Genomic DNA, 26554 nt, shown 5'->3' on the forward strand with positions numbered 1-26554 from the left:
CAGCTGATAGCTGACAGCTAACAAAAGCTACATGTATGAGCGAAATAAAAGCTATCGTCGTCGATGATGAGCAACACTGCATTGATGCACTGCAAACAATGCTGGAAAAAAAATGCCCCGGTGTACAGGTGATTGGAACGGCAAAAAGCGTAAGGGAAGCAAAAGAACTGGTAGATGAGTTACAACCGGACCTGGTATTTCTTGATGTGGAAATGCCTTACCAGAACGGGTTTGAGTTATTGAAACTCTTTGATAAGGTATACTTCGACGTCATTTTTACCACTGCTTACGAGCAATACGCACTCAAGGCAATTAAGTTCAATGCGCTGGACTATCTGCTGAAACCCTTCAGCATAAAGGAACTGCAGGAGGCGCTGGAAAAATGCCGGGAGAAAAAATTAAACCGCCCCAAAGAATTGGGTATTTCTCCTATGGAAGTGTTTTTGCAGAATATGAAAACACTCCAGCAAACCCATAAGAAGATAGCGCTGCCAACGATCAATGGCCTGGTGTTTATGCCGGTGCAGAATATCGTGCGTTGTGAATCTACCGGTAACTATACCCGCATTTTCTTTACCGATAAAAAGAACCTGATGGTATCCCGTCCGCTGAAAGAGTTTGAAGAGTTGCTATCTGATGTGGATTTCTTCCGGGTACATAATTCCCACTTGATAAATATGCAGCAGATGCAGTCCTACATACAGGGTGAAGGCGGCTTTGCGCTGATGAGCGATGGTACCCAGGTGGAAGTGTCCAGGAGACGCAAAGCAGAGTTTCTGAAGAAGGCAATGCAGTTTTAAACGGTGATTTCCAGTGGGTTCACAGGAGGCCTGCTCCGATTTTATTCGTTTTTATGCCAGTTATAATTAATAACCTACCATATAATAATTGGCTATTGCGGGCATATTTCAGATAGGTTACTTTTGAATTACGATTTCAATATAAACGCAATATAAAGATTTTATACTCTGCATTACTAGCGTGATTAGCCCCAAAGAAAAAAGACACCTTATTGGTGTCTTTTTTGTGTATACGATATTATAATCTGTTATATACGAATAGCGAATTTTAATCAATTAAAGCCATTTCATCTGCCTTATGCTCCAGCTGGTAAAAGGAAAGTAAGCGACGGATGACACCTTCAACGAGGGCGTCCGGACAGGATGCGCCACTGGTCAGCAATATCGTAACAGTGGGTTGATCCGGTAAAAATTCCTGGCTCTTGATTTCCTGTGAATGATGAAAATCCCAATGATCTATCGCGTTGGCCGAAAGCATTTTTTCGGGAGATGAAATAAAATAGGTGGGCAATTTTTCTTCACACAATTCTACGAGGTGAGAAGTATTGGAACTATTGTAACCACCCACCACAATGGCCAGATCGGCGGGCTCCAGTAACATTCCGGTAACGGCCGTCTGATTGTCATTGGTGGCATAGCACAATGTATCGCGGGTATCGGCAAATCTTTCGCCGGCAGTAGCCTCTGTGAGTTGGAAATGAGTCACCATTACCTGCCGGATGTAATCTGCAATAGCCTGTGTTTCTGTTGCCAGCATGGTTGTCTGGTTCACTACTCCTACCCGTTGAAGATCTGTAGACGGATTAAAGCCCGGGGAGTATTGTCCTTTAAACAGGTCATTGAATTCTTCCGGTGCACGCTGCCCGGTGATAAACTCCGCCAGTAACGCGGCTTCTTTGATATCCTTCACTACTACTGTAGGTGTGCCCGCCTGGCTATGGGAAAAGGTAGCCCTGGTTTCCTCATGTTTGGGCTTGCCGTGTACAATGACAGTATAGTTTTTCTTGCCTATCTGATCAGCCTTGTTCCATACGCGTTCCACAAAAGGACAGGTAGTGTTGTATTTCAGTGGTTCAATACCCAGGGAGGCCAGTTTACGTTCTGTTTCCAGGGTGGTGCCGAAAGCAGGTATAATCACAATATCATCTGCCTGGAGGCTTTCCCAGGGAACGAGCTGATGGCCGGCAGTATCCATAATAAACTGTACGCCACGGTCCAGCAAATCGTTGTTTACATGCGGATTGTGGATCATTTCGCTCAGCAGGAAGATGCGTTTGTCCGGGTTTTCATCTACTGTTTTGAAGGCAATCTCTATCGCGTTTTCCACACCATAGCAAAATCCGAAATGCCTGGCCAGCTTGATTTTGATCGGGCCAAAATCGAGCTCAGTGGGTGTGAAATCCTTTTTCATGCGGTCCTGCTGTTTGCGCTGGTTTTTAATGGCGCTGATCAGCGGACTGCGATATATAACCGGAACGTTAAATGTTTTCATGAGTTAAAATGACAGAAAATTGAAGGACAAAGTTAATCAGTTTTCTTTGCTCACTTTGTCTAACCAGGCTTTTTCTTCTGCGCTCAGGCTTTGATAGCCTTTTTCGTTGATTTTATCGAGCAGTTGATCAAGGCGGGAAGGATCCCTGTCTTCTGCCTTCTTTACCACTTTGAGGGGTGATTTTTTAGGTTTGAATTTGCGGTTGGCGGGACGTTGCTGGCGGCGGCTATTGAAATCGAACAGCCATATCAGCGGTTGGCAAAGGTCGGTGCCTGCCTGCAGGATGCGAACATAAAGGAAGCCAAGTAAAGTACCACCCATATGTGATATCAGGCCGCCGATGTTCCCATCGGGAATGGAGATCAGTCCCAGTAATACCAGGGCCAGGGCCAGCCATTTCAATTTCACGCTGCCCAGGAACATCAGCCCGATCTCAAAATTAGGCATCAGGGTAGCCGCGGCTACGAGTATACACATGATGGCGGCGGAAGCGCCTACCATGGTGGTGCCCACATAACCCGGGAAAAGACTGGCACTCAGCAGGTACAGTAAACCGCCGGCAATACCTCCCATGAGGTAAAGGGGGAGTACCCGTTTGTTGCCGAGGAAATCCCGGAAGAGGTTCCCAAACCAGTAAAGGTTGATCATATTAAACAAAACATGGAAAATTCCTACATGCGTAAACATGTAGGTAATGAGGCCCCATGGTTTTAATATAAAGGCGCTCAGCGGCACGTTCATGGCCAGCTGTTCATATGTCCAGTCAAAGGGAGCGGGCTGCCTGGTCAGAAAAGCAATAAGACGCAGAATATTTAATCCCAGGAAAATAATGATGTTCCAGAAAAGTAAATGGTTGACTGTGTTTCCTTGCCTGAGCCAATAGCGAATATCCGTTTGAAATGAGGTCCCGTTCATATACACAAATTAAAATAAAATCCGGGATTTAATAATAGTAATTAACATTTTGAATGCAGGAAAATAAGGGTGTTTACTGCAAATGAATATCACCTTTCCTCCATCTGTTTACAACAATTAATCCGCGTTCTGGTTGTTCCCGGCGCAAAAAAAATGCCTGATTACACAGGTGAATTTTTTGTTGTAGTATATTTTTTAATAATACATTTAAAAAATATCTGAAAAGAGCGCCCAATACGACAGCGGGCAGCGGTTTTATTCAATAAAAATGTGGATAAACGCTGATTTTTTCGTATTTTTGCCGTCCCATAAAACAGGGTGTCCGGGTATTCCGGATAAAATTTTCAATTTTTTATGAGCGAAAACAACATTTCTAACGAACAAAACGCTGAACAACAGGCTCCGCAAGCAGCAGCTGCGGTTGAAACAGCGACACCAAAGGCACCTGTAGTAGCTACTGCGCACGACGATTTCGATTGGAGCGTTGACAAGCGTAACGTTTCTTCTTACAGCAAAGAAGAAAAAGAAAAGTACGATCAGACTTATGACAGCACATTCAAGGTGTTTGAAGAAAACAGCCTGCTGACTGGTACTGTTGTAGGTTTAACCAACACAGACGTAGTGATCAACATCGGTTTCAAATCTGATGGTTTGATTTCTCTGAACGAATTCCGTGATTTACCAGGTCTGAAGATCGGTGATGAAGTGGAAGTGCTGGTAGTAGAAAAAGAAGACCGCGATGGTAACCTGCACCTGAGCCGTAAACAGGCTCGCCAGAAACGTGCATGGGAAAAAATCGTGGAAGTTTACAAAACAGGCGAAGTGGTTACTGGTACTGTTACCAGCAAAACCAAAGGCGGCTTGATCGTAGACGTGTACGGTATGGAAACATTCTTACCAGGTTCACAGATCGATGTGAAACCAGTTACCGATTACGACCAGTTTGTAGGCAAAACTATGGAGTTCAAGGTGGTGAAAGTAAACGAAACCATCCGCAACGCCGTTGTTTCCCACAAAGCGCTCATCGAAAGCGACATCGAACAACAGAGAGTGGATATCATCAGCAAACTGGAGAAAGGCCAGGTCCTGGAAGGTACCATCAAAAATATCACCGACTTCGGTGCATTCATCGACCTGGGTGGTCTGGACGGCTTACTGTACATCACAGATATCAGCTGGGGCCGTATCTCCCATCCGAGCGAAGTACTGCAGATGGATCAGAAAATCAACGTTGTTGTGCTTGACTTCGATGACGAAAAACGTCGCATAAGCCTGGGCTACAAACAACTGACCCCGCATCCGTGGGATACTTTACCAGCTACTATCACCGAAGGTGCTAAAGTGAAAGGTAAAGTTGTAAACATTGAAGACTACGGTGCATTCCTGGAAATCATGCCAGGTGTGGAAGGTCTGGTTCACGTATCTGAAATCTCATGGGCTTCTACGCCAATCAACGCTAAAGAATTCTTCAAATTAGGAGAAGAATACGAAGCCGTTGTAGTTACCCTGAGCAAGGAAGAACGCAAAATGAGCCTGTCTATCAAGCAACTGACAGAAGATCCATGGTCTACTATCGAAACTAAATTCCCAGTTGAAAGCCGTCACAAAGGTATCGTGAAAAACATCACTCCTTATGGCGTATTCGTTGAACTGGAAACTGGTATCGGTGGCATGATCCACATCTCTGACCTGAGCTGGATCAAACGTTTCAATCACCCATCCGAATACACTAAAGTAGGTAGCGAAATAGATGTAGTAATCCTGGGTATTGACAAAGACAACCGCAAACTGAGCCTCGGTCACAAACAGATCGAAGAAGATCCATGGAATACCTTCGAAACTATCTTCCCGATCAACTCCGTACACGAAGGTACTGTTGTGAAGAAAGATGACAAGGGTGCTACTGTTCAACTGCAATACGGTCTGGAAGCTTACGCTCCTGCACGTCACCTGAGAACAGAAGACGAAAAACCAATCAACGTAGAAGACGTGAAAGAATTCATGATCATTGAATTCGATCGCAGCGAAAAACGTATCCTGGTTTCTCATACCCGCGTTTGGGAAAAAGCACAGGCTGAAGAAAAACAGGCTGTAGTGAAAGAGAAGAGAGAAGAAGCTGACAAAACCCGTAAGGCTGTGAAAAACATCCAGGGTAAAGTTGAAAAAGCTACTTTAGGTGATCTGGGTGCTTTAGCTGAACTGAGAGAAAAACTGAAACAATCTGAAGGTGGCGAAGAAAAAAGCGCACAATAAGATCCGTTTTCGTTAAATAATAAATCCCGCTTCGAGTAACATCGGAGCGGGATTTTTTTTAATATTCAATAGTAAATTTCAGCTTTCTATTTCATCAGCAGGGATAACTTCGCATCATTGAACTCAAGCAAGCTATCCAGCTTCATATTCGCCAGTGCGTAGCGCGGATCATGACGGTTATGCGCTTCCGGTACCACTACGGTGGTCATACGGGCTGCCTTCGCCGCCGTCATACCGGTAACGGAATCTTCAAAAGCGATACAGTCCAGCGGATCACTGCCCAATGCTTTCGCGCAGGCCAGGTACACAGCCGGATGCGGCTTGCCATATTCCTCAAACTCTGCAGAATATACTGCCTGGAAAGCGTCCTTTATCTTCAGATGTTCCAGTACCGCATTGATCAGTCGCAGCGGGGAAGAAGATGCCAGGCCCATTTTGAACCCTTTCTCCCGGAAATATTGGAGAATATAAGACAGGCCTTCCATCGGATGACCTTCGGCAATGATCTTATGAATAACACTGTCAATAATTTCATTGACAACCTGCTCCGCACTTTTGCCTTCCCATTTATAATAGTTGTGCCAGTAACTCACCACTTCCTTTGTCCGGAGCCCGGTGGTTAAATGGGTGAGTTCGGGCGACAGGTTCACGCCAACTGTAGCAAACACTTCCTGCATGGCTACGCCCCACAAAGGCTCTGAATCTACCAGGAGGCCGTCCATATCGAATATTACCGTATCTATCATATAAGTCCTTTTATGCGCGGCAAAGATAAGAAGTTATACCGGGAGATAGGGGGCTTGCGGTTGTTGTCATTTGTTTAAGCTTAGGGAACGGGGGCAGATCTGTTTCCGGTATCCTTGTTTCGGGAGTGAACGCGGGAGCCGGTCAATGTATGACCGGCAAAACACGCCTACCTGACCATCCGGAACCCCATTGCCCATAACAATAAGTTATACCTCATAAAATTTGGTTATCACGCCACTGCAGCCACAGACGCCGGATTGGAGCCGTAATGCCCTACTGGTAACCGTTTACCTCTCCTTTGCCACTGCAAACCGCCATCCCCGCCAATTTCCCCCTTTTTTGGGGCCTTATTGAATGTTGAAAAAAGTTTTGGAAATGCGGGCTGCATTTATATCTTTGTATTACTCTACTAAAATTATAGGGAATATGGGTAATGAGAACAGGAATTGTCGCAATAATAGTTGTTGTTCATCAACACCCATGAGGCGCGTGTAATATAGAAATCAGTGATCAGCTTACTGTAAATCAATCATTATACGAGGCCTCCGCAAATAACCCGGGGGCTTTTTAATGTAAAAAAACGACCAGCAACCCCCAACCAGAATTAATTAATTGCTTTTTACCACCACCTGAAAATACTTTTTATGCAAAGCTTCAGAACAGAACTAGAAAATCCCATCGTTGAACAAGATATCATAGACCTGGAGAAGAAGATCCGCCTGTTCCGCGAAGGCGCCATTACAGATGAAAAGTTCCGCAGTCTCCGCCTGGCCAGAGGTATCTACGGTCAGCGTCAGCCTGGTGTGCAGATGATCCGTATCAAACTGCCCTACGGTAAAATGACCCTTCAGCAATGGCACCGGATTACTGAAATTTCTGATGAATATGCAACAAGCAACCTGCACCTGACCACCCGTCAGGATGTGCAGATCCACTATGTAAGCCTGGAAAGAACACCTGAAATGTGGTCAAAGCTGGAAGAAGATGGCATCACCATCCGCGAAGCCTGCGGCAACACCGTACGCAACGTTACCGCTTCAGACCGCGCCGGCATCGATCCGGAAGAACCATTTGATGTATCACCATATGCAGATGCAGTATTCCGCTATTTCCTGCGTAACCCGGTGAGCCAGGAAATGGGGCGTAAAATCAAGATCTCTTTCTCCTCTTCCGATAAAGATACTGCCTGGTCGTTTATGCACGATTTCGGTATGATCCCTAAAGTGAAAATCATCGACGGTAAAGAAGTACGTGGCTTCAAAGTATTGGTAGGCGGCGGTTTGGGCGCACAACCCTTTCTCGCGAAAGTGGTATACGAGTTCCTGGAAACAGACCTGCTCATTCCCTACATCGAAAACGTATTACGCGTATTCGACCGCTACGGCGAAAGAACCAGCAGGAACAAAGCCCGTATGAAATTCCTGATCCAGAAAATCGGAATGGAAGAATTTGAGCGTTTGATCAAAGAAGAATATAAGGCAATCAAAGTGAAAAGTGTGCCGATCGATGCTGACGCATGGGATGCTACCCAGCCTCCTGCAACCGCTCCGGTACCCGCTTACAGCATAAAAGATCCAAAGAAATACGAAGCATGGAAAGCCACTAATACTTTCGAGCAAAAACAGAAAGGATACTTTTCGGCTTATGTAAAAATCACATTGGGTAACATCAGTTCTTCTATCAGCCGCCAGCTCATCGAAGCATTACGGCCGGTAATTGCAGACGATGTAAGGGTGACTGCTAACCAGGGACTGCTGCTGAAATACATCTCACCGGCAAACTTACCCTATGTATTCAGCGTACTGGAAGAAGCGGGATTTGCAAACCCAGGATTCGACAGTATTGCAGACATCACCGCCTGCCCCGGCACGGATACCTGCAACCTCGGTATCTCCAGCAGCACCGGTATTGCTAAAGTACTGGAAGAAGTGATTACTGATGAGTTCCCGGACCTTATCTATAATAAAGACATCAAAATAAAGATCAGCGGATGTATGAACTCCTGCGGTCAGCACGGTATTGCCAGCATCGGTTTTCATGGCAGTTCCATGAAGAGCGCCGGTAAAGTACTCCCTGCCCTGCAGGTACTGCTGGGTGGCGGTATCGTAGGTGATGGCGTAGGACGTGTAGCCGATAAGGTGATTAAAGTACCAAGCCGCCGTGGTCCGGATGTGTTGCGCAGCCTGCTGCACGACTTCGAAATCAATGGTCAGGAAAATGAACTGTTCAACGAATACTACGACCGTAAAGGAGAAAAGTATTTCTACGAACTGCTGAAACCTTTAACAGATCTGACTTCTCTCACTGCGGGCGATTTTGTTGACTGGGGACAGGCACAGGATTACGCCACTGCGATCGGTGTGGGAGAATGTGCCGGTGTGATCATCGACCTGGTAGCTACCTTGCTGCTGGAAGCGGAAGAAAAACTGGAACTGAGTAGCGTAGCTATCGTTAAAGGCGCTTACTCAGACGGTATCTATCACGCTTACTCTTCTTTTGTACAGGGCGCCAAAGCACTGTTGCTCGGAGAGGCTATCAGCGGAAATACCCAGATCGGTATCCTCAACGATTTCGATAAATACTTTGTAGCCACCGGTAAATTCAGTTTTGAGCCTGATTTTAAATCAGTGGTGCTGCAGATTAACGCGAACGAGCCTACGGAGAGTTTTGCAAAAACCTACTTCCAGCAGGCGCAGTCATTTTATAACGCCGCACAGGCATACCGTCAGAAATCCAGTGAACTGGTGCAGGCTTAATCATTCATTTACCTAAACACGACCAACCATGCAAAATATACAACCCAAACTCACATTGATAGGTGCAGGCCCAGGTGATCCGGAATTGATCACTGTTAAAGGGTTAAAGGCCATACAGAATGCCAGGGTAATCCTTTATGACGCATTGTCCAGCAACGAATTGCTGGACCATGCGCCGGCTAACTGCCTTCGCCGTTTTGTGGGCAAACGTGCAGGCATGCACGTTTATTCACAGGATGAAATAAACAGGATGATTGTAAAATATGCACTAACTTATGGTAGCGTTGTCCGTTTAAAAGGAGGAGACTCCTTCGTTTTCGGCCGTGGTCAGGAAGAAATTGCCTTTGCTCAACAGTTCGGTATTACCGCTGAAGTAATCCCCGGCATATCCAGCGCGATCTCTGTACCTGGTGTGAATAAAATCCCGGTAACGGCGCGTAACGTCAGCGAAGGATTTTGGGTGATCACCGGCAATACACAGAATGGAAATTTATCCCGCGACCTGGATCATGCCATCAGTGCCAACACTACCGTAATCATACTGATGGGAATGAGCAAACTGGCTGAAATTGCAGGGATCTACAGCGCTGCAGGAAAAGGGAATACCCCTGCTGCTATTATCCAGAATGGTACTTTACCTACCCAGAAAATGGGAGTAGGCAATGTGGCCGATCTGCTGGAAATAGCTGCTACACACGATCTGCACAACCCTGCGGTACTGGTGATAGGTGAAGTGGTAAGTTTCCATGAAGCCTTCCAGGCCTTGAAAAACAAGGTATCAGAAGAACTTAAAATTGCCGTATAATGGAAGAAAATCAGTTATTCCCGGTATTTTTCAAACTGCACCGTCTGCACGTACTCGTTGTAGGCGGTGGTAATATTGGTTTGGAAAAAGCCAATGCCATGCTGGAAAATTGCCCACAAGCCACTATTACAGTTGTGTCATTGGACTTTTTGCCTGCGCTGGAAGAGTTGACGCACCAGTATCCCAATATTACCCTTATTCAAAAATCGTTCTCCTGTGGCGATCTGCTGGGGAAAGACCTGGTAGTTGCTGCTACCAACGACAAAGCATTTAATTATCATGTCTGGGAGAAAGCCAAAGGCAGCAGGGTGCTGATCAATGTGGCGGATACCCCGGAACTGTGTGATTTTTACCTGGGCTCCATTGTTCAGAAAGGAAATCTCAAGATCGCTATTTCCACCAATGGCAAATCACCTACCATTGCGAAGCGACTGAAACAGGTATTACAGGAAGCCATTCCGGATACCCTCGATGAAGTATTGAATAAATTATCGCAGATCCGCGAAAAATTAACCGGCGATTTTGCCAGCAAGGTGAGAAAACTGAACAGCATCACGGAAGTTTTGGTGAAGCCGGAAAGTGAAAACGCCTGATTATTTTTTCAACAATTCCGCCAGCACCTGCGCCTGGTTGTGAGTTTCGTCTTTAGCCCCGTAGAGTAATGTTACCCGTTGATGTTGCGCCTTCTTTTTAATATCGGCCAACAATTCTTTTTTCTCCTGTAATTCATGTTTGTATTTTGTTTTGAATTCGGCAAACCGCGCTGGATCATGGTTAAACCATTCCCGCAGTTCGTTGCTGGGCGCTATTTCCTTGATCCATTCATCGATATGGGCCCGGTCTCTTGAAATACCCCGTGGCCAGAGCCGGTCTACCAGGATCCGGTAACCATCGCTTTCTGCGTAATCTTCATATATACGTTTTACCTGTAGCATACTTATGTAACAAGCCGTCAACCGGATTGTTTTTCTACTTTCGTTGCTTCGAAAAAATAAATATCATTGCAGGTATGATAAACCATGATCAGCTGATTACAGCTACTGTAGATTTTGTAAAGACGGAATTAGCTGGTGCCGAAGGAGGCCACGACTGGTGGCATATTTACCGCGTATGGCAACAGGCAAGGCATATCGCCGGGAGGGAATCCGTGAACGGGCTGGTAGTGGAACTGGGCGCACTTTTACATGATATTGCTGATTCTAAGTTTCATAACGGTGATGAAAATATTGGTCCTGCCAAAGCAGTGGCATTCCTGCAAACACAGGCCGTTCCGGCAGATGTGATCACTGCGGTGGAAAATATTATCCGGCATATTTCTTTTAAAGGAGGCAACCAGGAGCAAACATTTCATTCCCCCGAACTGGCGGTGGTACAGGATGCCGACCGGCTCGATGCCATTGGCGCCATCGGTATTGCCAGGGCTTTTAATTACGGCGGTTTCAAAAACAGGTCGCTTTATGATCCGGCAGTAAAGCCCAATATGAATATGTCGAAGGAGGAATATAAAAGCAGTACAGCGCCCACCATTACGCATTTCTATGAAAAATTACTGTTGCTGAAGGACCGGATGAATACCAATACCGGCAAAGAACTGGCGGAAGAGCGACACGCTTTTATGGAAGAATTCCTGGAGCGGTTTTATAAAGAGTGGGAGGGAGAGATATAAATTTTTAAGGGAGATGTAATGGCCGTTTGCCTTCACATCTCCCTTAACACTAGATTTTTTCAAAGAACAATGCTTTCAGTTCATCCGCATCTTCCGGCTTCATTTTTCCTCCAAGGATCAAACGCAACTGGCGGCGGCGCAAAGCACCTTCATATAATTTTTTTTCTTCTTCTGTGTCGGTGATAATACCTGGTACCGGGCGGGAATTGCCATTCGGGTCCAGGGCTACAAATGTCATGAAAGCTTCATTCGATTTATAGCGGTATTGCTGTACAGGGTCTTCTCCCCACACTCTCATGTGTACTTCCATGGAAGTATTGAAGGCTCGGCTTACTTTAGATTCAATATGTACCACATTACCCAGCTTAATCGGGTTTTCGAAGGAAATATTATCTACGGAAGCAGTTACTACCGGTGCGCTGCAGTGTTTCATGCAGGCCAGTGCCGCTGCAATGTCCATCCAGTACATCAAACGACCTCCCATCAGGTTGCCGAATGTGTTGGTATCATTCGGTAAAACCAGTTCGGTCATCTGTATCAGGGAGTCTTGGGCTCTCTTTGGCGTTAAAGTCATCTTTTATGTATTTCGGACGCAAATTTACTGTTTATATATTTATAGTAGCGTAAGCATTTGCAGGCGCGTTACACCCGGATAAAGGTTTTTAACAAATAATTTCCAGTACTTGGAAAATCTTTAAAACGCGCCACAGATAAGTGATGAGAGCTAAAGATATTCTTCAAAAAATTAACAAACAAATAAAGGCTGCTGGTAAAAAACTTGGGAGCGAAGCAAATTTGTGTAACTTTGCATGACCTCCGGAAGTAATTTACTTGATCGGTTTTACACCAAACGCAGTCGGCACTTCCCCGTTTATAGGTCAGGTATTCTTAGCAGAATTTTAGTTTTATGGCAAAATATATCTTCGTTACAGGAGGTGTTACATCTTCTTTGGGTAAAGGAATTATAGCTGCTTCACTTGCAAAATTATTGCAGGCACGCGGCTTTAGAGTGACTATTCAGAAATTTGATCCATATATCAATGTGGATCCGGGTACGTTAAACCCTTATGAACATGGTGAATGTTATGTAACGGAGGATGGCGCAGAGACCGATCTGGATCTTGGACACTACGAGCGTTTTCTGAATACGCCTACGTCCCAGGCCAATAATGTGACTACCGGTCGTATCTATCAGACAGTGATCAACAAGGAAAGAGAAGGTGCTTACCTGGGTAAAACCGTTCAGGTAATCCCGCACATTACAGACGAAATCAAACGTCGTATCCTCCTGCTGGGTAAAGACGGTAAGTTTGATATCGTCATCACAGAACTCGGTGGTACTGTGGGTGATATCGAATCACTCCCGTACATTGAGGCAGTTCGTCAGTTGCAATGGGAACTTGGCGAAGAAGATTGCCTCGTGGTACATCTTACCCTCATTCCGTACCTGCGTGCGGCTAAAGAGCTGAAAACCAAGCCTACTCAACACTCCGTACGTCTCCTGAGCGAATACGGTGTGCATCCGGATATCATCGTTTGCCGTACAGAAGAACCGCTGTACCGCGATCTGAAAAAGAAAATCGCCCTGTTCTGTAACGTACAGGTAGATGCTGTGATTGAAGCCAATGACGTACCTACCATCTACGAAGTACCATTGGAAATGATGCGCGAAAAACTCGACGTATCTGTACTGAAAAGACTGGGTTTACCCGTTGAAAAAGAGCCTGAACTGGTTAAATGGCGCGAATTCCTGGATAAACTGAAATATCCCAAATCCAAAGTAACCATCGGTTTGATCGGTAAATACGTGGAATTGCAGGATGCGTACAAATCTATCCTGGAATCGTTTATACATGCCGGTTCCCTGAACGAATGCAAAGTCGTGGTACAAAATATCCACTCAGAACATCTTACACCTGAAAATGTATGCGAAAAACTGAAGAACCTCGATGGGCTCCTGGTAGCGCCGGGCTTCGGTCATCGTGGCATTGAAGGTAAAATTACCGCCATCCAGTATGCCCGTGAAAATCAGCTGCCGTTCTTTGGTATCTGCCTGGGTATGCAGATGAGCGTGGTAGAATACGCCCGTAACGTACTCGGCTGGAAAGATGCACACTCTGTAGAAATGAACCCTGATACCGCTCACCCGGTAATCAACCTCATGGAAGAGCAGAAGAAAGTGACCGCGAAAGGTGGTACCATGCGTCTGGGCGCTTATGCCTGCGAACTCACTCCTGGCTCCAAAGCGGAGGAAATTTATGGCAGCACCAGCATCAGTGAAAGACACCGTCACCGTTATGAGTTCAATAACGACTTTGTTCAGCAGTTCGAAGACGCCGGCCTGGTACTCTCCGGTAAAAACCCGGAAAGCGGCCTCGTGGAAATCGTTGAACTGCCTACCCATCCTTTCTTTGTAGGCGTACAATTCCACCCGGAATTGAAAAGTACCGTGGAAAGCCCTGCACCGGTTTTCGTTTCCTTTATCAAGGCCGCGAAGCAGTACGCAGAAAGCAAGAACGGTAAAGCCAAACTGGAAGAAACAGTTGCTAAATAAATAATGAGGAGCGCCTTTGGCGCTTGTTTTTCCCGGGATGTTGGTAATTAACCATGATGTTATGATTCGATTTTCCGGGATTATAAAGAATTTGGGGAGATGTAAACGGATAAAACCGTTTATTTCTCCCCGATTTTTTTGCGGTTTGTGGATCTGGGTATTGTCGCCTAAAGTGGCAAAATCATCTAAATCTTCCTAATAAGTATAATCCGGCTGCGGGACAGGCGCCGAAAGGTACCCTCTCCGCCAAACTCGCTATGATCCTCAATAAAATACACATTCGGGTTACTTATTTATTATTTTAACCGCATTTAACAGGGGTTTCACCTAAAAAGCATGGTCAATTCATAAAATCATGCTTACCTTTGCTGCCTAAATTTTAATTGCATTTCATGGATAGAAATTCGGTCATTGGGTTTTTACTGTTGGGCGTTTTGTTGGTAGGATATATATTCTTCAACCAGAAACAACAGGCAGGAGCCGCAAGGGAAAAAGCCAGGCAAGATTCCATCGCAGAGCTTAACAAGCCAAAAACACCTTTAGCAGATACTGTCAGCCTCGCTGCAGCAGCTGCCGGCGGTCAGCTGGATTCAGCCCATCAGGCACTGTTAAGCGGAGAGTTTGGCGTATTTGCTGCTGCTGCTACCGGCAATGTGCAAAATACCGTGCTGGAAAACGACGTGGTGAAAATCACCTTTTCCAATAAAGGTGGTCAGCCTGCAAACGTACAGCTGAAGGACTACAAAGCTTACGACGGTGGTCCGTTGATGCTGACACAGGGTTCTTTTAACCGCCTGTCGGTAGAAGTACCTGCCAGTATTACCAAAATGCTGAATAGTGCGGATCTGTTCTTTACCGCTGGCCAGACACAGGAATTGGCAGGCGGCGTAAAATCGATCGCTTACCGTCTGAATACCAATAACCCGGCTTCTTACCTGGAATTCATCTATTCCCTGAAACCAGGCAGCTATGTGGTAGATTATACCATCCACGCCGTAGGTATGCAGAATTTACTGCCAGGCAACCAGAACTATCTGAGCCTGCAGTGGAACAGCCAGGAAGACAAACAGGAACACGATATAGAGAACGAACGCCTGAACAACCAGGTGCACTATATGCTGGAACATGATAAACATGATTACTTCACCCTGAACCGTACCAGCCACGAAAAACTGGAAAACAAACTGAAATGGGTGAGCGTAAAACAGCAGTTCTTTAACACCACGCTGATCGCTAAAAACGAGCTTTTCAACAACGTGGATGTAAATACCAAAGTACCGGTAAGCCCTAACATCGTAGGACAAACATTCAGCACTATACAGATCCCGTATAGCCGCGCCAATGATTTCTCCTTCCCGATTGAAATCTACTACGGTCCTAACCACTATAAAACACTGAAATCTTTCGATATCGGTCTGCAGAAGATCATCCCACTGGGTACAGGTATCTTCGCTTTCGTGAAGTATGTGAACATCTTTATCATTATCCCGGTGTTCAACTTCCTCAGCGGATTTATCCACAACTATGGTGTGATCATCATCCTGCTCACCCTCTTCATCCGCCTGCTGATTGCTCCGTTTACTTACCAGAGCTATGTATCCCAGGCTAAAATGAAGGTACTGAAACCTGAAATCGACGAACTGAAAGCTAAATTCGGCGATGATCAGCAAGGCTTTGGTGTAGAACAGATGAAACTGTTCAAAAGCGCTGGTGTGAACCCACTGGGAGGTTGTTTACCTGCTTTACTGCAGCTGCCTATCCTGGTGGCGATGTACAGCTTCTTCCCGTCTTCCATTGAGCTGCGCCAGGAAAGCTTCCTGTGGGCAAAGGATTTGTCTACTTACGACTCTATCCTGAACCTGCCGTTCAATGTACCTTTCTATGGTAACCACATCAGCTTGTTCACCATTCTCATGACCATTACCAGCTTGATCCTGGCCTTCTACAACCGTGGTATGACAGATCAGAGCAACCCGGTAATGAAGTACATGCCATATGTAATGCCGGTGATGCTGTTGGGTATCTTCAACCGCCTGGCTGCGGCATTGACTTTCTACTACTTCCTGTCTAACGTGATCAGTATCCTGTTACAGTTCGTGATCCAGAAATTTATCATCAACCACGACAAGATCCACGCACAGATCCAGGAAAATAAAAAGAAACCAAAGAGCAAATCCAAATGGCAGGAAAAACTGGAAGAAGTCCAGAAACGTCAGCAGGATATGCAACAGAAGAAAAAGTAGCATTGATAGCATCTGCGCATTTTACTAATATTTTTTATCAGAAGGCTTCCCGTTAAGGAAGCCTTCTCTATTTTTGACGGGATATGATAAAGAGACTATTTTTATTGATGTGCGCTGCTGGTACCATCACCGCCGCACACGCCCAGGATACTATTCCTGATGCCGCACGTATTCAGGGAATCGTGAATTACCTGGCCTCCGATAAACTGAAAGGGAGAGGCACCGCAGAAAAGGGTGGCAAAACAGCGAGCCGCTATGTGGCCAAACAGTTCAAAAAGCTGGGGCTGAAACCTGTAAACGGCAACAGCTATTTCCAGGATTTTACCTTCGACCGGAAAGAACATAAAAATATTCCCAGCCGTAATGTGCTCGGATTTCTGGATAACGGCGCCGCCCGTACGATTATCATCGGCGCCCATTACGATCACCTGGGAACGGCCGCTTTATTTGACGGTAAATATCCGATCGGGGAAATACATAACGGGGCAGACGATAATGCTTCCGGTGTGGCCGGGTTGCTGGAACTGGCGCGTTATTATGTAAAAAACCAGGGCAAGGAACCCTTTAACTTTCTCTTTATTGCTTTTGGAGGAGAAGAACTGGGGCTGCAGGGATCGAAATACTACACCGCACATCCGTTGATGCCGCTGGATAAGGTGCATTTCATGCTCAATATGGATATGATTGGCCGTTACAATCCGGAAAGAGGCATTGGCATTGGTGGTTACGGCAGTGCAGAAGAGTGGCCGGCTGTCTTCAAAGATGTACAGCAACCAGGTATTAAATTCTTTACAGATGCTGCCGGCAAAGGCGCTTCTGATCATCATAACTTTTACGTGAATGGCGTGCCGGTCATGTTTTTCCACACCGGAGGGCATGATGACTATCACAAACCCACAGATGATGCCCCGAAGTTGCAGGCAAAGTCGGAAGCCAGTATCGTCCAGCTGGAAATTCAGCTGATCAACCGTGCGATGACTTTCCCGGTATTACATTATGTAGGAGAAAAAAATTAGGAAACCAGCTCCACTTCATAGACAGGGCTGAACAAAAACCATTTATGAGACGCTACCTCTTCACAGCGGTAGCGTTTTCTTATTTTTTCACCCCGGCGGAATACGCGTCCATCTTTGGTTTTGAATAAACCATGTAAAGGCACCTGCTCTACAAAAAAGTGATTTTCTTTCTGTTTATCGTAGTTTTTGAGTACCCGCATCAGGTTTTCATCTGCGCAGGAACTGGCGGCGGGATTGGCCATACTCTGACGCACGGCGGTTTCCACATCGGGTGGCAGGAGGCTTTTCCCTACAAAACCATGGAGGATAAAGGAAAATTCCTGTTTCCATTCTTTGCCATGGGAAGCTACCCTGTTGGCATATTTATTAAAAGTAGTGAGGTGGGCTATTTCATGCAGCAGCGTCAGTAGAAAAGCATATTTATTCAGGTTGCCGTTTACGCTGATGCGGTGCCCTTTTCCCTGCCCATCGGGATGACGGTAGTCGCCGAGTATACTGGACCGTTCGCGCGTAACGGTCAGGTGTACCTTATAGGTAGTCAGAAAATCCATGACCTGTCCGAAGGTGCCTTCGGGTAAGTAGGACGCTAGTGCATTCAGGGGCGCCTCTTTTTTCAAATAGATTATTTTTTTAGCCTGGTCAGCCGGAAAAGGCTGATTGTTTCAAATACAGTATACACCAGGTATAGGAACAACAGCATGAAAATAGTCAGTTTGCTGACATCGGGCTTATAGATAAGCACGTACGCAGCAATGCCTATAACGCAAAGAAAAAGTTTGCTGAGGGTAGAGCCATAAACGGCCCTGATAAATGCATTGTGATTGGAGGAAGCGAGTCCCTGGCGGCTCAGCAGGTAAGACACCAGGGAAATAATAGCCATGATCAGGTTACCAGCCATCAGCACATTTACATGTGTGCCGAGGTCCAGCAACCTGGGTTTGAATATGATAATAAGTCCGTTTAAAATTCCAAAAACTGCGAATAACCGTATGAAAAATCTATCACTCATTGCCGTCGGGTGTCTTTTATAATTTGCCACAAAAGTATGGCTAATGCCACTAAAGAAAAAATGATGAGGAATACAGGGAAGCGCCAACCGATCCATTGATCGAGTTTATACCCCACAAATACTCCCAAACCCAGGGTAGCCATCATCTGGAAGGCCAACCCGGCATAGCGTAACAGCGGATTCTGGTTATTCGGCTTCCTGGAGGACGGATTTTCCATGTTTCTGATTGTCAGCCGGTTGCTGATCGTCCATATAGCAGCGGCCATTGAACTTCGCACTAGGCTCCATTTCAAAATGAGCGGTGTAAACATCGCCTTTTACCAAAGCATTGCCTTTCAGGAACAACAGCTCTTCTACCTTTATAATACCGGTTACTTTACCCAGGATATCAGCGCTCTGGCATACCAGGTCGCCGGTGATTTCGCCTTCCGGACCTACCACAATCTTAGCTTTGGTAGATACCAGTCCGTTTACCTGGCCATCAATTCTGATATCGCCTTCACATACAATATCACCCTGGATAGAGGTGCCATTTCCAATAATGTTAATAGTCGATGTAGGCAGCATGGTCTTGCTGTCGCCTTTTGATTTCTGATTGTTATTAAACATAGGGAGTCAGGTTTTTCAAGTTTAGTGTGTAATAAATGTAATATAATTTTTTGTAATTATATATTAATAGGTGCTGTTGTCTACAGCCGGTACTTTTAGCATAGTGGTATCCAGTTTTCCGGTAAACTCACCATTAATTACCTGTTTGATATTATTTAGATACTGGTCGCGGGCATTGATGGCTGTTTCCAGCGAATCTGCCCTCATCTTGAGATGGATAAACTCTTTCCGCTGCTTCAGATCACCGTAGCCGGGGATATAATAACGCAAAGGTGTGAATACCACGGTGGCGACCGTAATAGCAACGAGCAATACAAAAAGGGTACTGAATGCAATATATACGCTCATCCGGGAGAGTTTGAACGAGGTCACTTCTTCATAGGTATCATCATTCATAATTACCAGACGGTATTTATGACTGAGTTTCTCCAGGTTTCTTCTATTGTTGTTATTACCCTTCTTGGCCATGTTTGTGGTACTTCTTAAAGAATCAGATTTCTTTTAAGGCGGGCTAAAGTTAATCAATATTGTAAAATAGGAAATAGTGTTTTGTGGATTCTGGCTTTTTTATCTGAAAACCAGGCCATTAAAAACTATCTTTCATCGGAAAAAGTCGGTATCTATCCGCTGCGGCTCACCCGCAATCAACTATTTTATACTATCTTTAAAATATTTTTTCAAACTGTAAGTTATATATATTTAGCCTATACACCCTGGCATCCATGAATTGCATCAAACTGCTACTTAAATATCTGGGAATACTATTATTATCAATTTGCCTGGGTTTGCCGGCTGTCCAGGCACAAAATAGGCCTCAAAATCAATCCCGGCAAACAGATTCCCTGCGCCAGGCCCCCAACAGACAGCAACAAAAACCTGTTGCCAAACCCCTTTTTAAGCCCAAGGAACAGCGGGTACAGGATCGCCGTCCCCCTTCGGAAGTAATGCTGGAGAAAAAGAAATGGAACTGGAAAAGACAATTTTTCCAGAACATGGCTACCAGGTTTAACTATTACTTTCACGCCAGGGTGAAACTCAACCGCGTGGTGAAAACTGCCAACCGCGACGGACAGGATAATTATAATATCCTCCTCCCGTTTTATCCTTTCAGCCTCCAAAGCCAGGGCTTCAGCAAAGGGGAACTGGATTCCGTGATCGACAAAACCAACATGGCCATCCAGCTCCACGACCCCCGTGGCAAATGGATCGATGACTGCTTCCTGCTTATGGGACGCGCCTACTTCTATGAAGGCGATCTCGAAAACGCCAATAAAACCTTCCAATACATCAATATTGCTTTTGCCCCCAAAATGAAATCCGAATACAAAACGGTGGTGGGCGCCCATGAAAGCGATCAGATCTCTATTGCTACCAAAGAAAAGAGAAAAGGCTTCTTTGGACGCATGAAACATACCAAAGCCCGTAACGACGCCTTTCTCTGGAGAGCCCGTACCCTCCTGGAACAAAAGGAATACGACGAAGTACAGGCCCTCCTCAATATCCTGAATAATGATCCGAACTTCCCTCACCGCCTTGATGGCGATCTGGCGGAAGTACGCGCCTATGGCAATTATATCCAGAAAAGATATCCAGAAACCATCGAACCGCTGAAAGTAGCCATCGATAAGGGCCACGACAAGGTATCCCGCGCCAGGATGTCGTATATCCTGGGACAGCTCTACCTGCAACAGCAACATCCCGATTCCGCACTGGAACAGTTCCGGAATGTGATCAGCATGAAACCCGATCCCATGATGGATTTTCAGGCCAGGTTGCAAATTGCCAGAACCAACGCACAAACTACCGGGGATGTGGCAGGCAGTATCTCCGGTCTTCGCCACATGCTCAAAAAGCAACGGTTTGAAAGGTTCCGCGATGGGATTCTTTACACGATGGGATCTCTCGAATACCCTAATCACCCGGAAGCCGCCATCAACTACATGAAGCAATCACTGAAAATACCCAGTGATAACCTGATGCAGCGCACCCTCACCTATAAAGGCATTGCTGATATCTACTACGATCAGCGTAACTATACCGACGCGAAGAAATATTACGACAGTACAGCCGGTGTGATGACCGCCGATTTTGTGGATGCCCCTGTAGTGGCCATCCGCAAAGAGGTGTTGACAGAAGTGGTCGTAAGGCTGGAAACCATTCACCGGGAAGATAGCCTCCAGAAACTGGCGGCCATGTCGCCCTCCGAACGGAACATCGTTTTAACAAAAATGGTGGCCGTTATGGAAAAAGAAGCCGCCGATAAGAAAAAGAAAGAGAAACTGGAAGCTGCCAATCCGCAGGAAGGTTCCTCCCTCAGCATGGGTGGCACCGCCTATTCTCCCAAAGAGGAAAAGGGCGACTGGTATTTCTATAACGCCGGTAGTAAATCATCCGGTTATTCAGAATTTAAGCGTAAGTGGGGAAACCGCCAGCCAACAGATAACTGGCGCCGCAGCCAGAATGGTGTGGTGAACGCTACCAACAGCAACGGTCCCATTATGATCACGGAAGAAAGTACTTCCATCACAGGGGCTTCCCTACCAACAGACAGCATCAGTACTGAACGTCTGGCCGCTGGTCTACCGTTGACCCCCGAGAAGCTGGCTGCTTCCGAAAAATCGGTAAAAGATGCCTGGTTTGATCTTGGTAAATTATACCACGATAAGCTGGAAAATTACGCGTTAGGCATAGAAACCTACGACTCGCTGCTGATCCTGTTCCCTGATCACCCGCGTAAACCGGAAGTGCTTTATTCCCTGTATGTGTGGTATAGTAAACTGAATCATACTGCCCAGGCGAATCAGTATAAAACGATGGTACTGAATCAGTATGGTAATACCAATTTTGCAGACATTATCCGTTCAGGCGGATTAAAAGATATCGACGGTGCGAAAAAGAAGGAAATCACCACTGCCTATAATGCGGCGTATGAGGCCTTCCACAACGGAGACTACACCACGGCAATGACCCTGAAAAAGCAGGCGGATAGCACTTATGGCGTCAACTTTATGCAGTCGAAGTTCGATTTGCTCGAAGCGATGCTGATCGTCAAAACAGATACTTCCTTCCTGGCAGATAGCGGTCGGTTGTCGCGTAATGCTGTACAGGCCGTGCTGAACAAGTATGCCTCAGATGAGCCGGTTCGGAACCAGGCACAGGCCCTGATGGATGCGCTGAATCACCGTGCGGAACTATCTGACTACCTGGCGAAACTGGAAGTCAGGAAGAAAGACGCCAACGGGGTGTTGCTGGATGAAAACGTGTCCATGCGCTATCCCTGGCAAAATCCGCAGCCGGTACTGGCAGACAGACTGAATGGTGCCAAAGCGCCGGTGGATTCAACGAAAATCGCTGCAGGCATCAATGCTCCGCTGCCGGGCCCCATCGCCGTTAAAGCGCCCGAAAAGCCTGTAACACCTTATAAGATCACTGCCGATAACCCGTTCTTTGTGGTACTCTCTTTCCAGCGCGTATCTAAAGAACTGATGGATGAAGGGCTGAACCAGTTTGCCCGTTATAATGCGGCCAAACATGCCAGCGACAAAATTGAAGTAGGCAGTTTCGTGCTCACACCCAATGATGTGATGCTGATCTTCCGGTTGTTTCCCAATGAAGACAAAGCACTGACCTATTACGATGAAGTCCGCGAACAGGCGGAAACGAGCATCATCCCACGGATAAGACCTACAGAATACAGCTTCTTTGTGATTTCCAGGGATAATTTCATCCTGTTAAACAGCACGAAAGACCTGGCAGGTTATCGCAAGTTTTTTACAGATAATTATGTGACGCAGTAAGTAATTTTGGAATTTTGAATAGCTTTGCCGGTCCAATTGTTATAAACAGGCTTGTTTATTGCAGATGAACTTTATTGAAAAAATTACATATATAGCCAACAGATAGTAATAAATTGCTATTCAAACAAAAGATCGGGCAATCTGGCCATAAAACAAACTAAATAAGCGCATGAAAAAATCGGTGAAAATATTGTGGCGGGTGGCTTTTGGTATCTTAGCAGTACTTGTTCTCTTCGTTTTACTCATTAATTTCCGGATCATTGGAAGCATGCCTTCCATGGAAGAACTGGAAAATCCCCGGGCGGCGCTGGCAGCAGAAGTAATTGCAGATGATGGTACCATTCTGGGTAAATACTACCAGGTAGACCGCTCCAGCAGCGATTATAATGAGATCTCCAAAAATGTGATCAATGCGCTGATTGCCACAGAAGAAACCCGTTTCTACGATAACTCCGGTATCGACCCGAAAGGTACCATGGCTATCCCTTTTTACCTGCTTATCGGAAAAAAACGTGGTTCCAGTACCATTACCCAACAGCTGGCATTGAACCTCCAGACAGATAACCTGGGAAAACAACGTTCCGGAAACCCTGTCGGCAGGGCCTTCCAGAAAATACAGGAATGGATCATTGCGGTGAAACTGGAAAGAAACTTTACCAAACAGGAAATACTGACCCTCTACCTCAACACGGTAGCATTCGGAGATAACGTATATGGTATTGAAAACGGCGCCAGAACTTTCTTCAGTAAAGACGCCGGTCACTTATCTATCGAAGAAGCGGCGATTTTGGTAGGGATGCTGAAAGGTAATACCCTTTACAATCCGCGTCGTAATCCGCAGAATGCGCTGCTGCGCCGTAATACGGTGATCAGCAACATGGAAGAAGCCGGCTTTATCACCAAAACAGAAGCTGCTGCTGCGAAAAGTAAGCCTATTGTACTGCACTATAATAAAATTGACCATAACAAAGGACTGGCGCCTTATTTCCGGGAAGTATTGCGCGATGAGCTTAAAAGCTGGTGCAAGGTGCATAAGAAAGCCGACGGATCAGAGTATAACCTTTACCGTGATGGTCTGAAAATTTATACCACTATTAATCCGAGAATGCAGTTATATGCAGAGGAAGCTGTGGCCAAACACCTGGCCGTTCTGCAAAAATCACTCTCTGCACAAAACGACGTTAAAACAGGCAGCGTCTGGAAGAAATGGCCCAAATACCTGGATCAGTACATGAAAGAATCTGAGCGGTACCGGTCTATGAAAGACGATGAAGCAGATGATTCCACCATTGCCCGCGTGTTCAATACACCTGTGCGGATGAAGGTTTTTGGCTGGAAAAGCTCAACTGAGCCGGATCTGAACGAGATTGACACCACCATGACCCCGCTGGATTCCATTAAGTATATGCGTTCCATTTTACAGGCTGGCTTTATGGCCATGGATCCTGAAAGCGGTGAAGTAAAAGCCTGGGTAGGCGGCCCTGATTTCCGGTATTTCAAAAATGACCACGTGGCTAAAACCCGTCGTCAGGTAGGTTCTACCTTCAAGCCTTTCCTGTATTGTTTTGCCATCATGAATGGTATGTCGCCCAATACCATGCTGCCTAACGAACCTATTTCCATCAACGGATGGACGCCTCATAACTCAGAAGGCAGCACCGGTGGTACTATTACCATGGCGGGCGCCCTGGCTAAATCACTGAACCTGGTGGCCGCTTACCTGATCAAACAGATAGGCGCCAAGCCATTTGCCGATTTCGCCAAAAATAAAGTAGGCTTTACCAGCGATATTCCTGCTTATCCGGCGATTGCGCTGGGTGCCGTGGAATTGTCCTTATACGAACTGCTGCAGGGATATACCATGTTCCCTGCCCGTGGTATCAATACCAAACCTATCTACATTACCCGTATTGAAGATAGAAATGGTAATATCCTGGAAACTTTTGCCCCGGTGAAACGGGAGGTGATCAGCGAAAGGGAATCTTATACGATGGTGAAAATGATGGAAGGGGTAGTAGCACCTGGTGGTACCGGCGCACGTATCCGTTCCCGCTTTAATATCCAGGGTGAAATAGCCGGTAAAACAGGTACTACCAACGATAATACCGATGGCTGGTTTATGGGGTACACTCCTAAGATCCTGGCAGGCGCCTGGGTAGGTTGCGAAAACAACTTTATCCACTTCAGCACTACGGCTATTGGTCAGGGTGCTAATACCGGCTTACCGATCTGGGCGTATTTTATGCAGAAGGTATATGCAGATCCTACCCTGAAAATTAATACCAGCGACCATTTCCCCATACCTCCGAATATGAGCGAAGATGATATTTACATGAACTACGATTCCAATGTAAAACCTGGCGCTGAATCAGAGAATGTGGGCAACGGTTCTGCGGATGATTATGGTTCCGGAGATGCCAGCGATTTTGCGACGCCCGGTGCTGAAACCCAGGAACCTGCTGCGGCGCCTAAACCTAATAAGGATAAAGAAGAACACAAGGAAAATAAGCCGAAGGCCACCATGCCGCCGGCAACACCAAAGAAAGGAGAATAGGGATCGCCGCAGGCGATTTCTGGACGATAAATATTTCGGGGAGATAGAAGCGGATACACCCGCTTTTATCTCCCCGAAATATTTATACAGATACTCGATCAATTTATTAGTTTCGCGCCACCAAACCATTAAAAAGAAACAGTACAATGAAGTATGCCATTAAAGCATTGCTGCTGGCAGGCCTGTTGCCATTAACAGCCGCCGCGCAAGACAGTACCCAGTTTATCAAAGGATCCTGGAAAGAGCTGACCGCTAAAGCCCGCAAAGAACACAAACCCATTTTCGTTGACACTTATTTTGAAGGATGCCATGCCTGCAAAGACATGGAAGTAAAGGTGTTTCCACGGCCGGAAGTAAAAAAGTACATGGAAGACAATTTTGTGAGCACCGGTTATGATGTTTTCAAAGAAGCATTTGGTAAAGAATTATGCGCTAAATATTTCATGACAGGTTTCCCTACTTACCTGATTATTTCCGGAGAAGGAAAACTGATCAATACCGGTGCCGGCTACCAGGAACCCGCACAGTTTATGAAGTTCCTGGAGAACAACATCTCCCGGTATAAAGCAGGTCAGTACCTGACAGGTTTCGGCAATAGCCTGAAAACCGATGATCCTGAATTTTACCATACTTTCTTTTTTGCAAAAGACCGGAAGTTCCCGGACAGCACTGCTGTGAAAGAGTATCTTTTAAAACAAAAAGACCTGTTGAAAGAATCTGTATTCAAGGTAATGCTGGTATGCCGGAATCTGCCGGCCAACTACCGGGCATTTTATATTAAGAACAGAACTACATATATCGAGCGGTTCGGGGCGGATCTCAATAGCAACGTACTGAATGGCTTGCTGAAACAGGATCTGACGGTACTGCCCAAACAACTGGATAACGCCGCATTTGATGCTTTCCTGGCGAAGCAGCAGCAGGTATACAGTGCTGTCGACTGGCAGGAAATACAGATGTACTACGCAGAAAACTATCTTTATAAAACAGCAAAAGATGCGAAGGCATTCCTGGAATTCGCGATTGCCCACCATGATACCAATGAAAACAGGGTACGCTATATGCGTTTTTATATGAGCGCGGAGCTGGAAAAACAACCCGGACTGAAAGACCTGTACATCCGTTGGGCGGCGCCGGCACTCACTGCGGAATCCAGCCTGGAAGTACTGACTTCCCTGGCTTATATGTGCCGCGACGGACATAAGGACGCTGCGAAGAAATACTTTACCTGGGCGATGGCCAAGGCGACAGCGATGGGGCAACCAGCTGAATATTTCCAGAAAGAACTGGATAAGCTGGGAAGCTGATACAAAGGGAAAACATAAAAAAAGCGGCGCA

General features: G+C 46.0%; 22 protein-coding genes. 12 read left to right on the plus strand and 10 right to left on the minus strand.

The window, feature by feature from the left end:
* Window positions 1-35 precede the first annotated feature (35 nt).
* Entirely contained in the window at window positions 36-800 is a 765-nt protein-coding gene (locus BMW79_RS09585; RefSeq protein ID WP_089893728.1) for a LytR/AlgR family response regulator transcription factor, read from the plus strand.
* A gap of 268 nt (window positions 801-1068) precedes the next feature.
* On the opposite strand, the gene BMW79_RS09590 is transcribed toward BMW79_RS09585, so the two are convergent.
* A complete protein-coding gene (locus tag BMW79_RS09590; RefSeq protein WP_089893731.1) occupies window positions 1069-2292 on the minus strand; it encodes a 4-hydroxy-3-methylbut-2-enyl diphosphate reductase in 1224 nt (407 codons plus the stop codon).
* A gap of 36 nt (window positions 2293-2328) precedes the next feature.
* Window positions 2329-3207, minus strand: a complete 879-nt coding sequence (locus BMW79_RS09595; RefSeq protein ID WP_089893734.1) for a rhomboid family intramembrane serine protease — start codon at window positions 3205-3207, stop codon at window positions 2329-2331.
* 354 nt (window positions 3208-3561) lie between these two features.
* Between BMW79_RS09595 and rpsA the strand changes: the two genes are divergently transcribed.
* The gene (gene rpsA / locus BMW79_RS09600; protein ID WP_089893737.1) at window positions 3562-5460 is read left to right on the plus strand and encodes a 30S ribosomal protein S1; all 1899 of its coding nucleotides are present in this window, start codon (window positions 3562-3564) and stop codon (window positions 5458-5460) included.
* A gap of 86 nt (window positions 5461-5546) precedes the next feature.
* Here the strand turns inward: rpsA and hxpB are convergent, their stop codons facing one another.
* Window positions 5547-6206 (minus strand): hexitol phosphatase HxpB, encoded by a 660-nt coding sequence (gene hxpB, locus BMW79_RS09605; RefSeq protein WP_089893739.1) that lies wholly within the window; start codon window positions 6204-6206, stop codon window positions 5547-5549.
* Window positions 6207-6851: 645 nt separating this feature from the next.
* Here hxpB and BMW79_RS09610 point away from each other — a divergent pair.
* From BMW79_RS09610 to BMW79_RS09620, 3 genes are read left to right on the plus strand one after another with little or no spacing between them, the layout of a single operon-like run.
* Complete coding sequence (locus tag BMW79_RS09610; protein ID WP_089893742.1) at window positions 6852-8963, plus strand: nitrite reductase; 2112 nt, start codon at window positions 6852-6854, stop codon at window positions 8961-8963.
* A gap of 28 nt (window positions 8964-8991) precedes the next feature.
* Window positions 8992-9768, plus strand: coding sequence for a uroporphyrinogen-III C-methyltransferase (gene cobA / locus BMW79_RS09615; RefSeq protein ID WP_089893744.1), 777 nt, complete (start codon window positions 8992-8994; stop codon window positions 9766-9768).
* A complete protein-coding gene (locus tag BMW79_RS09620) occupies window positions 9768-10361 on the plus strand; it encodes a precorrin-2 dehydrogenase/sirohydrochlorin ferrochelatase family protein (RefSeq protein WP_089893746.1) in 594 nt (197 codons plus the stop codon). The genes cobA and BMW79_RS09620 overlap by 1 nt, the downstream gene beginning before the upstream one ends.
* Here BMW79_RS09620 and BMW79_RS09625 read toward each other — a convergent pair whose 3' ends face one another.
* A complete protein-coding gene (locus BMW79_RS09625; protein WP_089893750.1) occupies window positions 10362-10703 on the minus strand; it encodes a DUF488 domain-containing protein in 342 nt (113 codons plus the stop codon).
* A 74-nt stretch (window positions 10704-10777) separates the two neighbouring features.
* Between BMW79_RS09625 and BMW79_RS09630 the strand changes: the two genes are divergently transcribed.
* Complete coding sequence (locus BMW79_RS09630) at window positions 10778-11434, plus strand: HD domain-containing protein (protein WP_089893753.1); 657 nt, start codon at window positions 10778-10780, stop codon at window positions 11432-11434.
* Window positions 11435-11483: 49 nt separating this feature from the next.
* Here the strand turns inward: BMW79_RS09630 and BMW79_RS09635 are convergent, their stop codons facing one another.
* Window positions 11484-12008, minus strand: coding sequence for an acyl-CoA thioesterase (locus BMW79_RS09635; RefSeq protein ID WP_089893755.1), 525 nt, complete (start codon window positions 12006-12008; stop codon window positions 11484-11486).
* A gap of 333 nt (window positions 12009-12341) precedes the next feature.
* On the opposite strand from BMW79_RS09635, the gene BMW79_RS09640 reads away from it, so the two are divergent.
* The 3 genes from BMW79_RS09640 to BMW79_RS09650 all read left to right on the plus strand — a co-directional run bounded on the left by BMW79_RS09640 (window position 12342) and on the right by BMW79_RS09650 (window position 17247).
* Entirely contained in the window at window positions 12342-13988 is a 1647-nt protein-coding gene (locus BMW79_RS09640; protein ID WP_089893757.1) for a CTP synthase, read from the plus strand.
* A 392-nt stretch (window positions 13989-14380) separates the two neighbouring features.
* Entirely contained in the window at window positions 14381-16231 is a 1851-nt protein-coding gene (gene yidC, locus BMW79_RS09645) for a membrane protein insertase YidC (protein ID WP_089893760.1), read from the plus strand.
* Window positions 16232-16314: 83 nt separating this feature from the next.
* Complete coding sequence (locus BMW79_RS09650; protein ID WP_245752441.1) at window positions 16315-17247, plus strand: M20/M25/M40 family metallo-hydrolase; 933 nt, start codon at window positions 16315-16317, stop codon at window positions 17245-17247.
* On the opposite strand, the gene BMW79_RS09655 is transcribed toward BMW79_RS09650, so the two are convergent.
* The 5 genes from BMW79_RS09655 to BMW79_RS09675 form a co-directional block, all read right to left on the minus strand.
* Window positions 17244-17864, minus strand: coding sequence for a SprT-like domain-containing protein (locus BMW79_RS09655; RefSeq protein WP_089893767.1), 621 nt, complete (start codon window positions 17862-17864; stop codon window positions 17244-17246). The two genes, BMW79_RS09650 and BMW79_RS09655, sit on opposite strands and share 4 nt — an antisense overlap.
* A 5-nt stretch (window positions 17865-17869) precedes the next feature.
* Window positions 17870-18256, minus strand: coding sequence for a hypothetical protein (locus tag BMW79_RS09660; protein ID WP_089893770.1), 387 nt, complete (start codon window positions 18254-18256; stop codon window positions 17870-17872).
* Complete coding sequence (locus tag BMW79_RS09665; protein WP_089893773.1) at window positions 18253-18474, minus strand: AtpZ/AtpI family protein; 222 nt, start codon at window positions 18472-18474, stop codon at window positions 18253-18255. The genes BMW79_RS09660 and BMW79_RS09665 overlap by 4 nt, the downstream gene beginning before the upstream one ends.
* Window positions 18443-18865 (minus strand): bactofilin family protein, encoded by a 423-nt coding sequence (locus BMW79_RS09670; RefSeq protein ID WP_089893776.1) that lies wholly within the window; start codon window positions 18863-18865, stop codon window positions 18443-18445. The genes BMW79_RS09665 and BMW79_RS09670 overlap by 32 nt, the downstream gene beginning before the upstream one ends.
* A gap of 63 nt (window positions 18866-18928) precedes the next feature.
* On the minus strand, window positions 18929-19333 hold the full coding sequence (locus tag BMW79_RS09675) for a hypothetical protein (RefSeq protein ID WP_089893779.1): 405 nt from the start codon (window positions 19331-19333) through the stop codon (window positions 18929-18931).
* Window positions 19334-19587: 254 nt separating this feature from the next.
* On the opposite strand from BMW79_RS09675, the gene porW reads away from it, so the two are divergent.
* From porW to BMW79_RS09690, 3 genes are all read left to right on the plus strand, one after another.
* Window positions 19588-22662 (plus strand): type IX secretion system periplasmic lipoprotein PorW/SprE, encoded by a 3075-nt coding sequence (gene porW / locus BMW79_RS09680; RefSeq protein WP_143059117.1) that lies wholly within the window; start codon window positions 19588-19590, stop codon window positions 22660-22662.
* A gap of 169 nt (window positions 22663-22831) precedes the next feature.
* Entirely contained in the window at window positions 22832-25216 is a 2385-nt protein-coding gene (locus BMW79_RS09685; protein ID WP_089893785.1) for a penicillin-binding protein 1A, read from the plus strand.
* A 146-nt stretch (window positions 25217-25362) separates the two neighbouring features.
* Window positions 25363-26523, plus strand: a complete 1161-nt coding sequence (locus BMW79_RS09690) for a thioredoxin family protein (RefSeq protein WP_089893788.1) — start codon at window positions 25363-25365, stop codon at window positions 26521-26523.
* The last annotated feature ends 31 nt before the right edge of the window (window positions 26524-26554 follow it).

Source organism: Chitinophaga arvensicola (genome assembly GCF_900110835.1).
Classification (GTDB): Bacteria; Bacteroidota; Bacteroidia; order Chitinophagales; family Chitinophagaceae; genus Chitinophaga; species Chitinophaga arvensicola.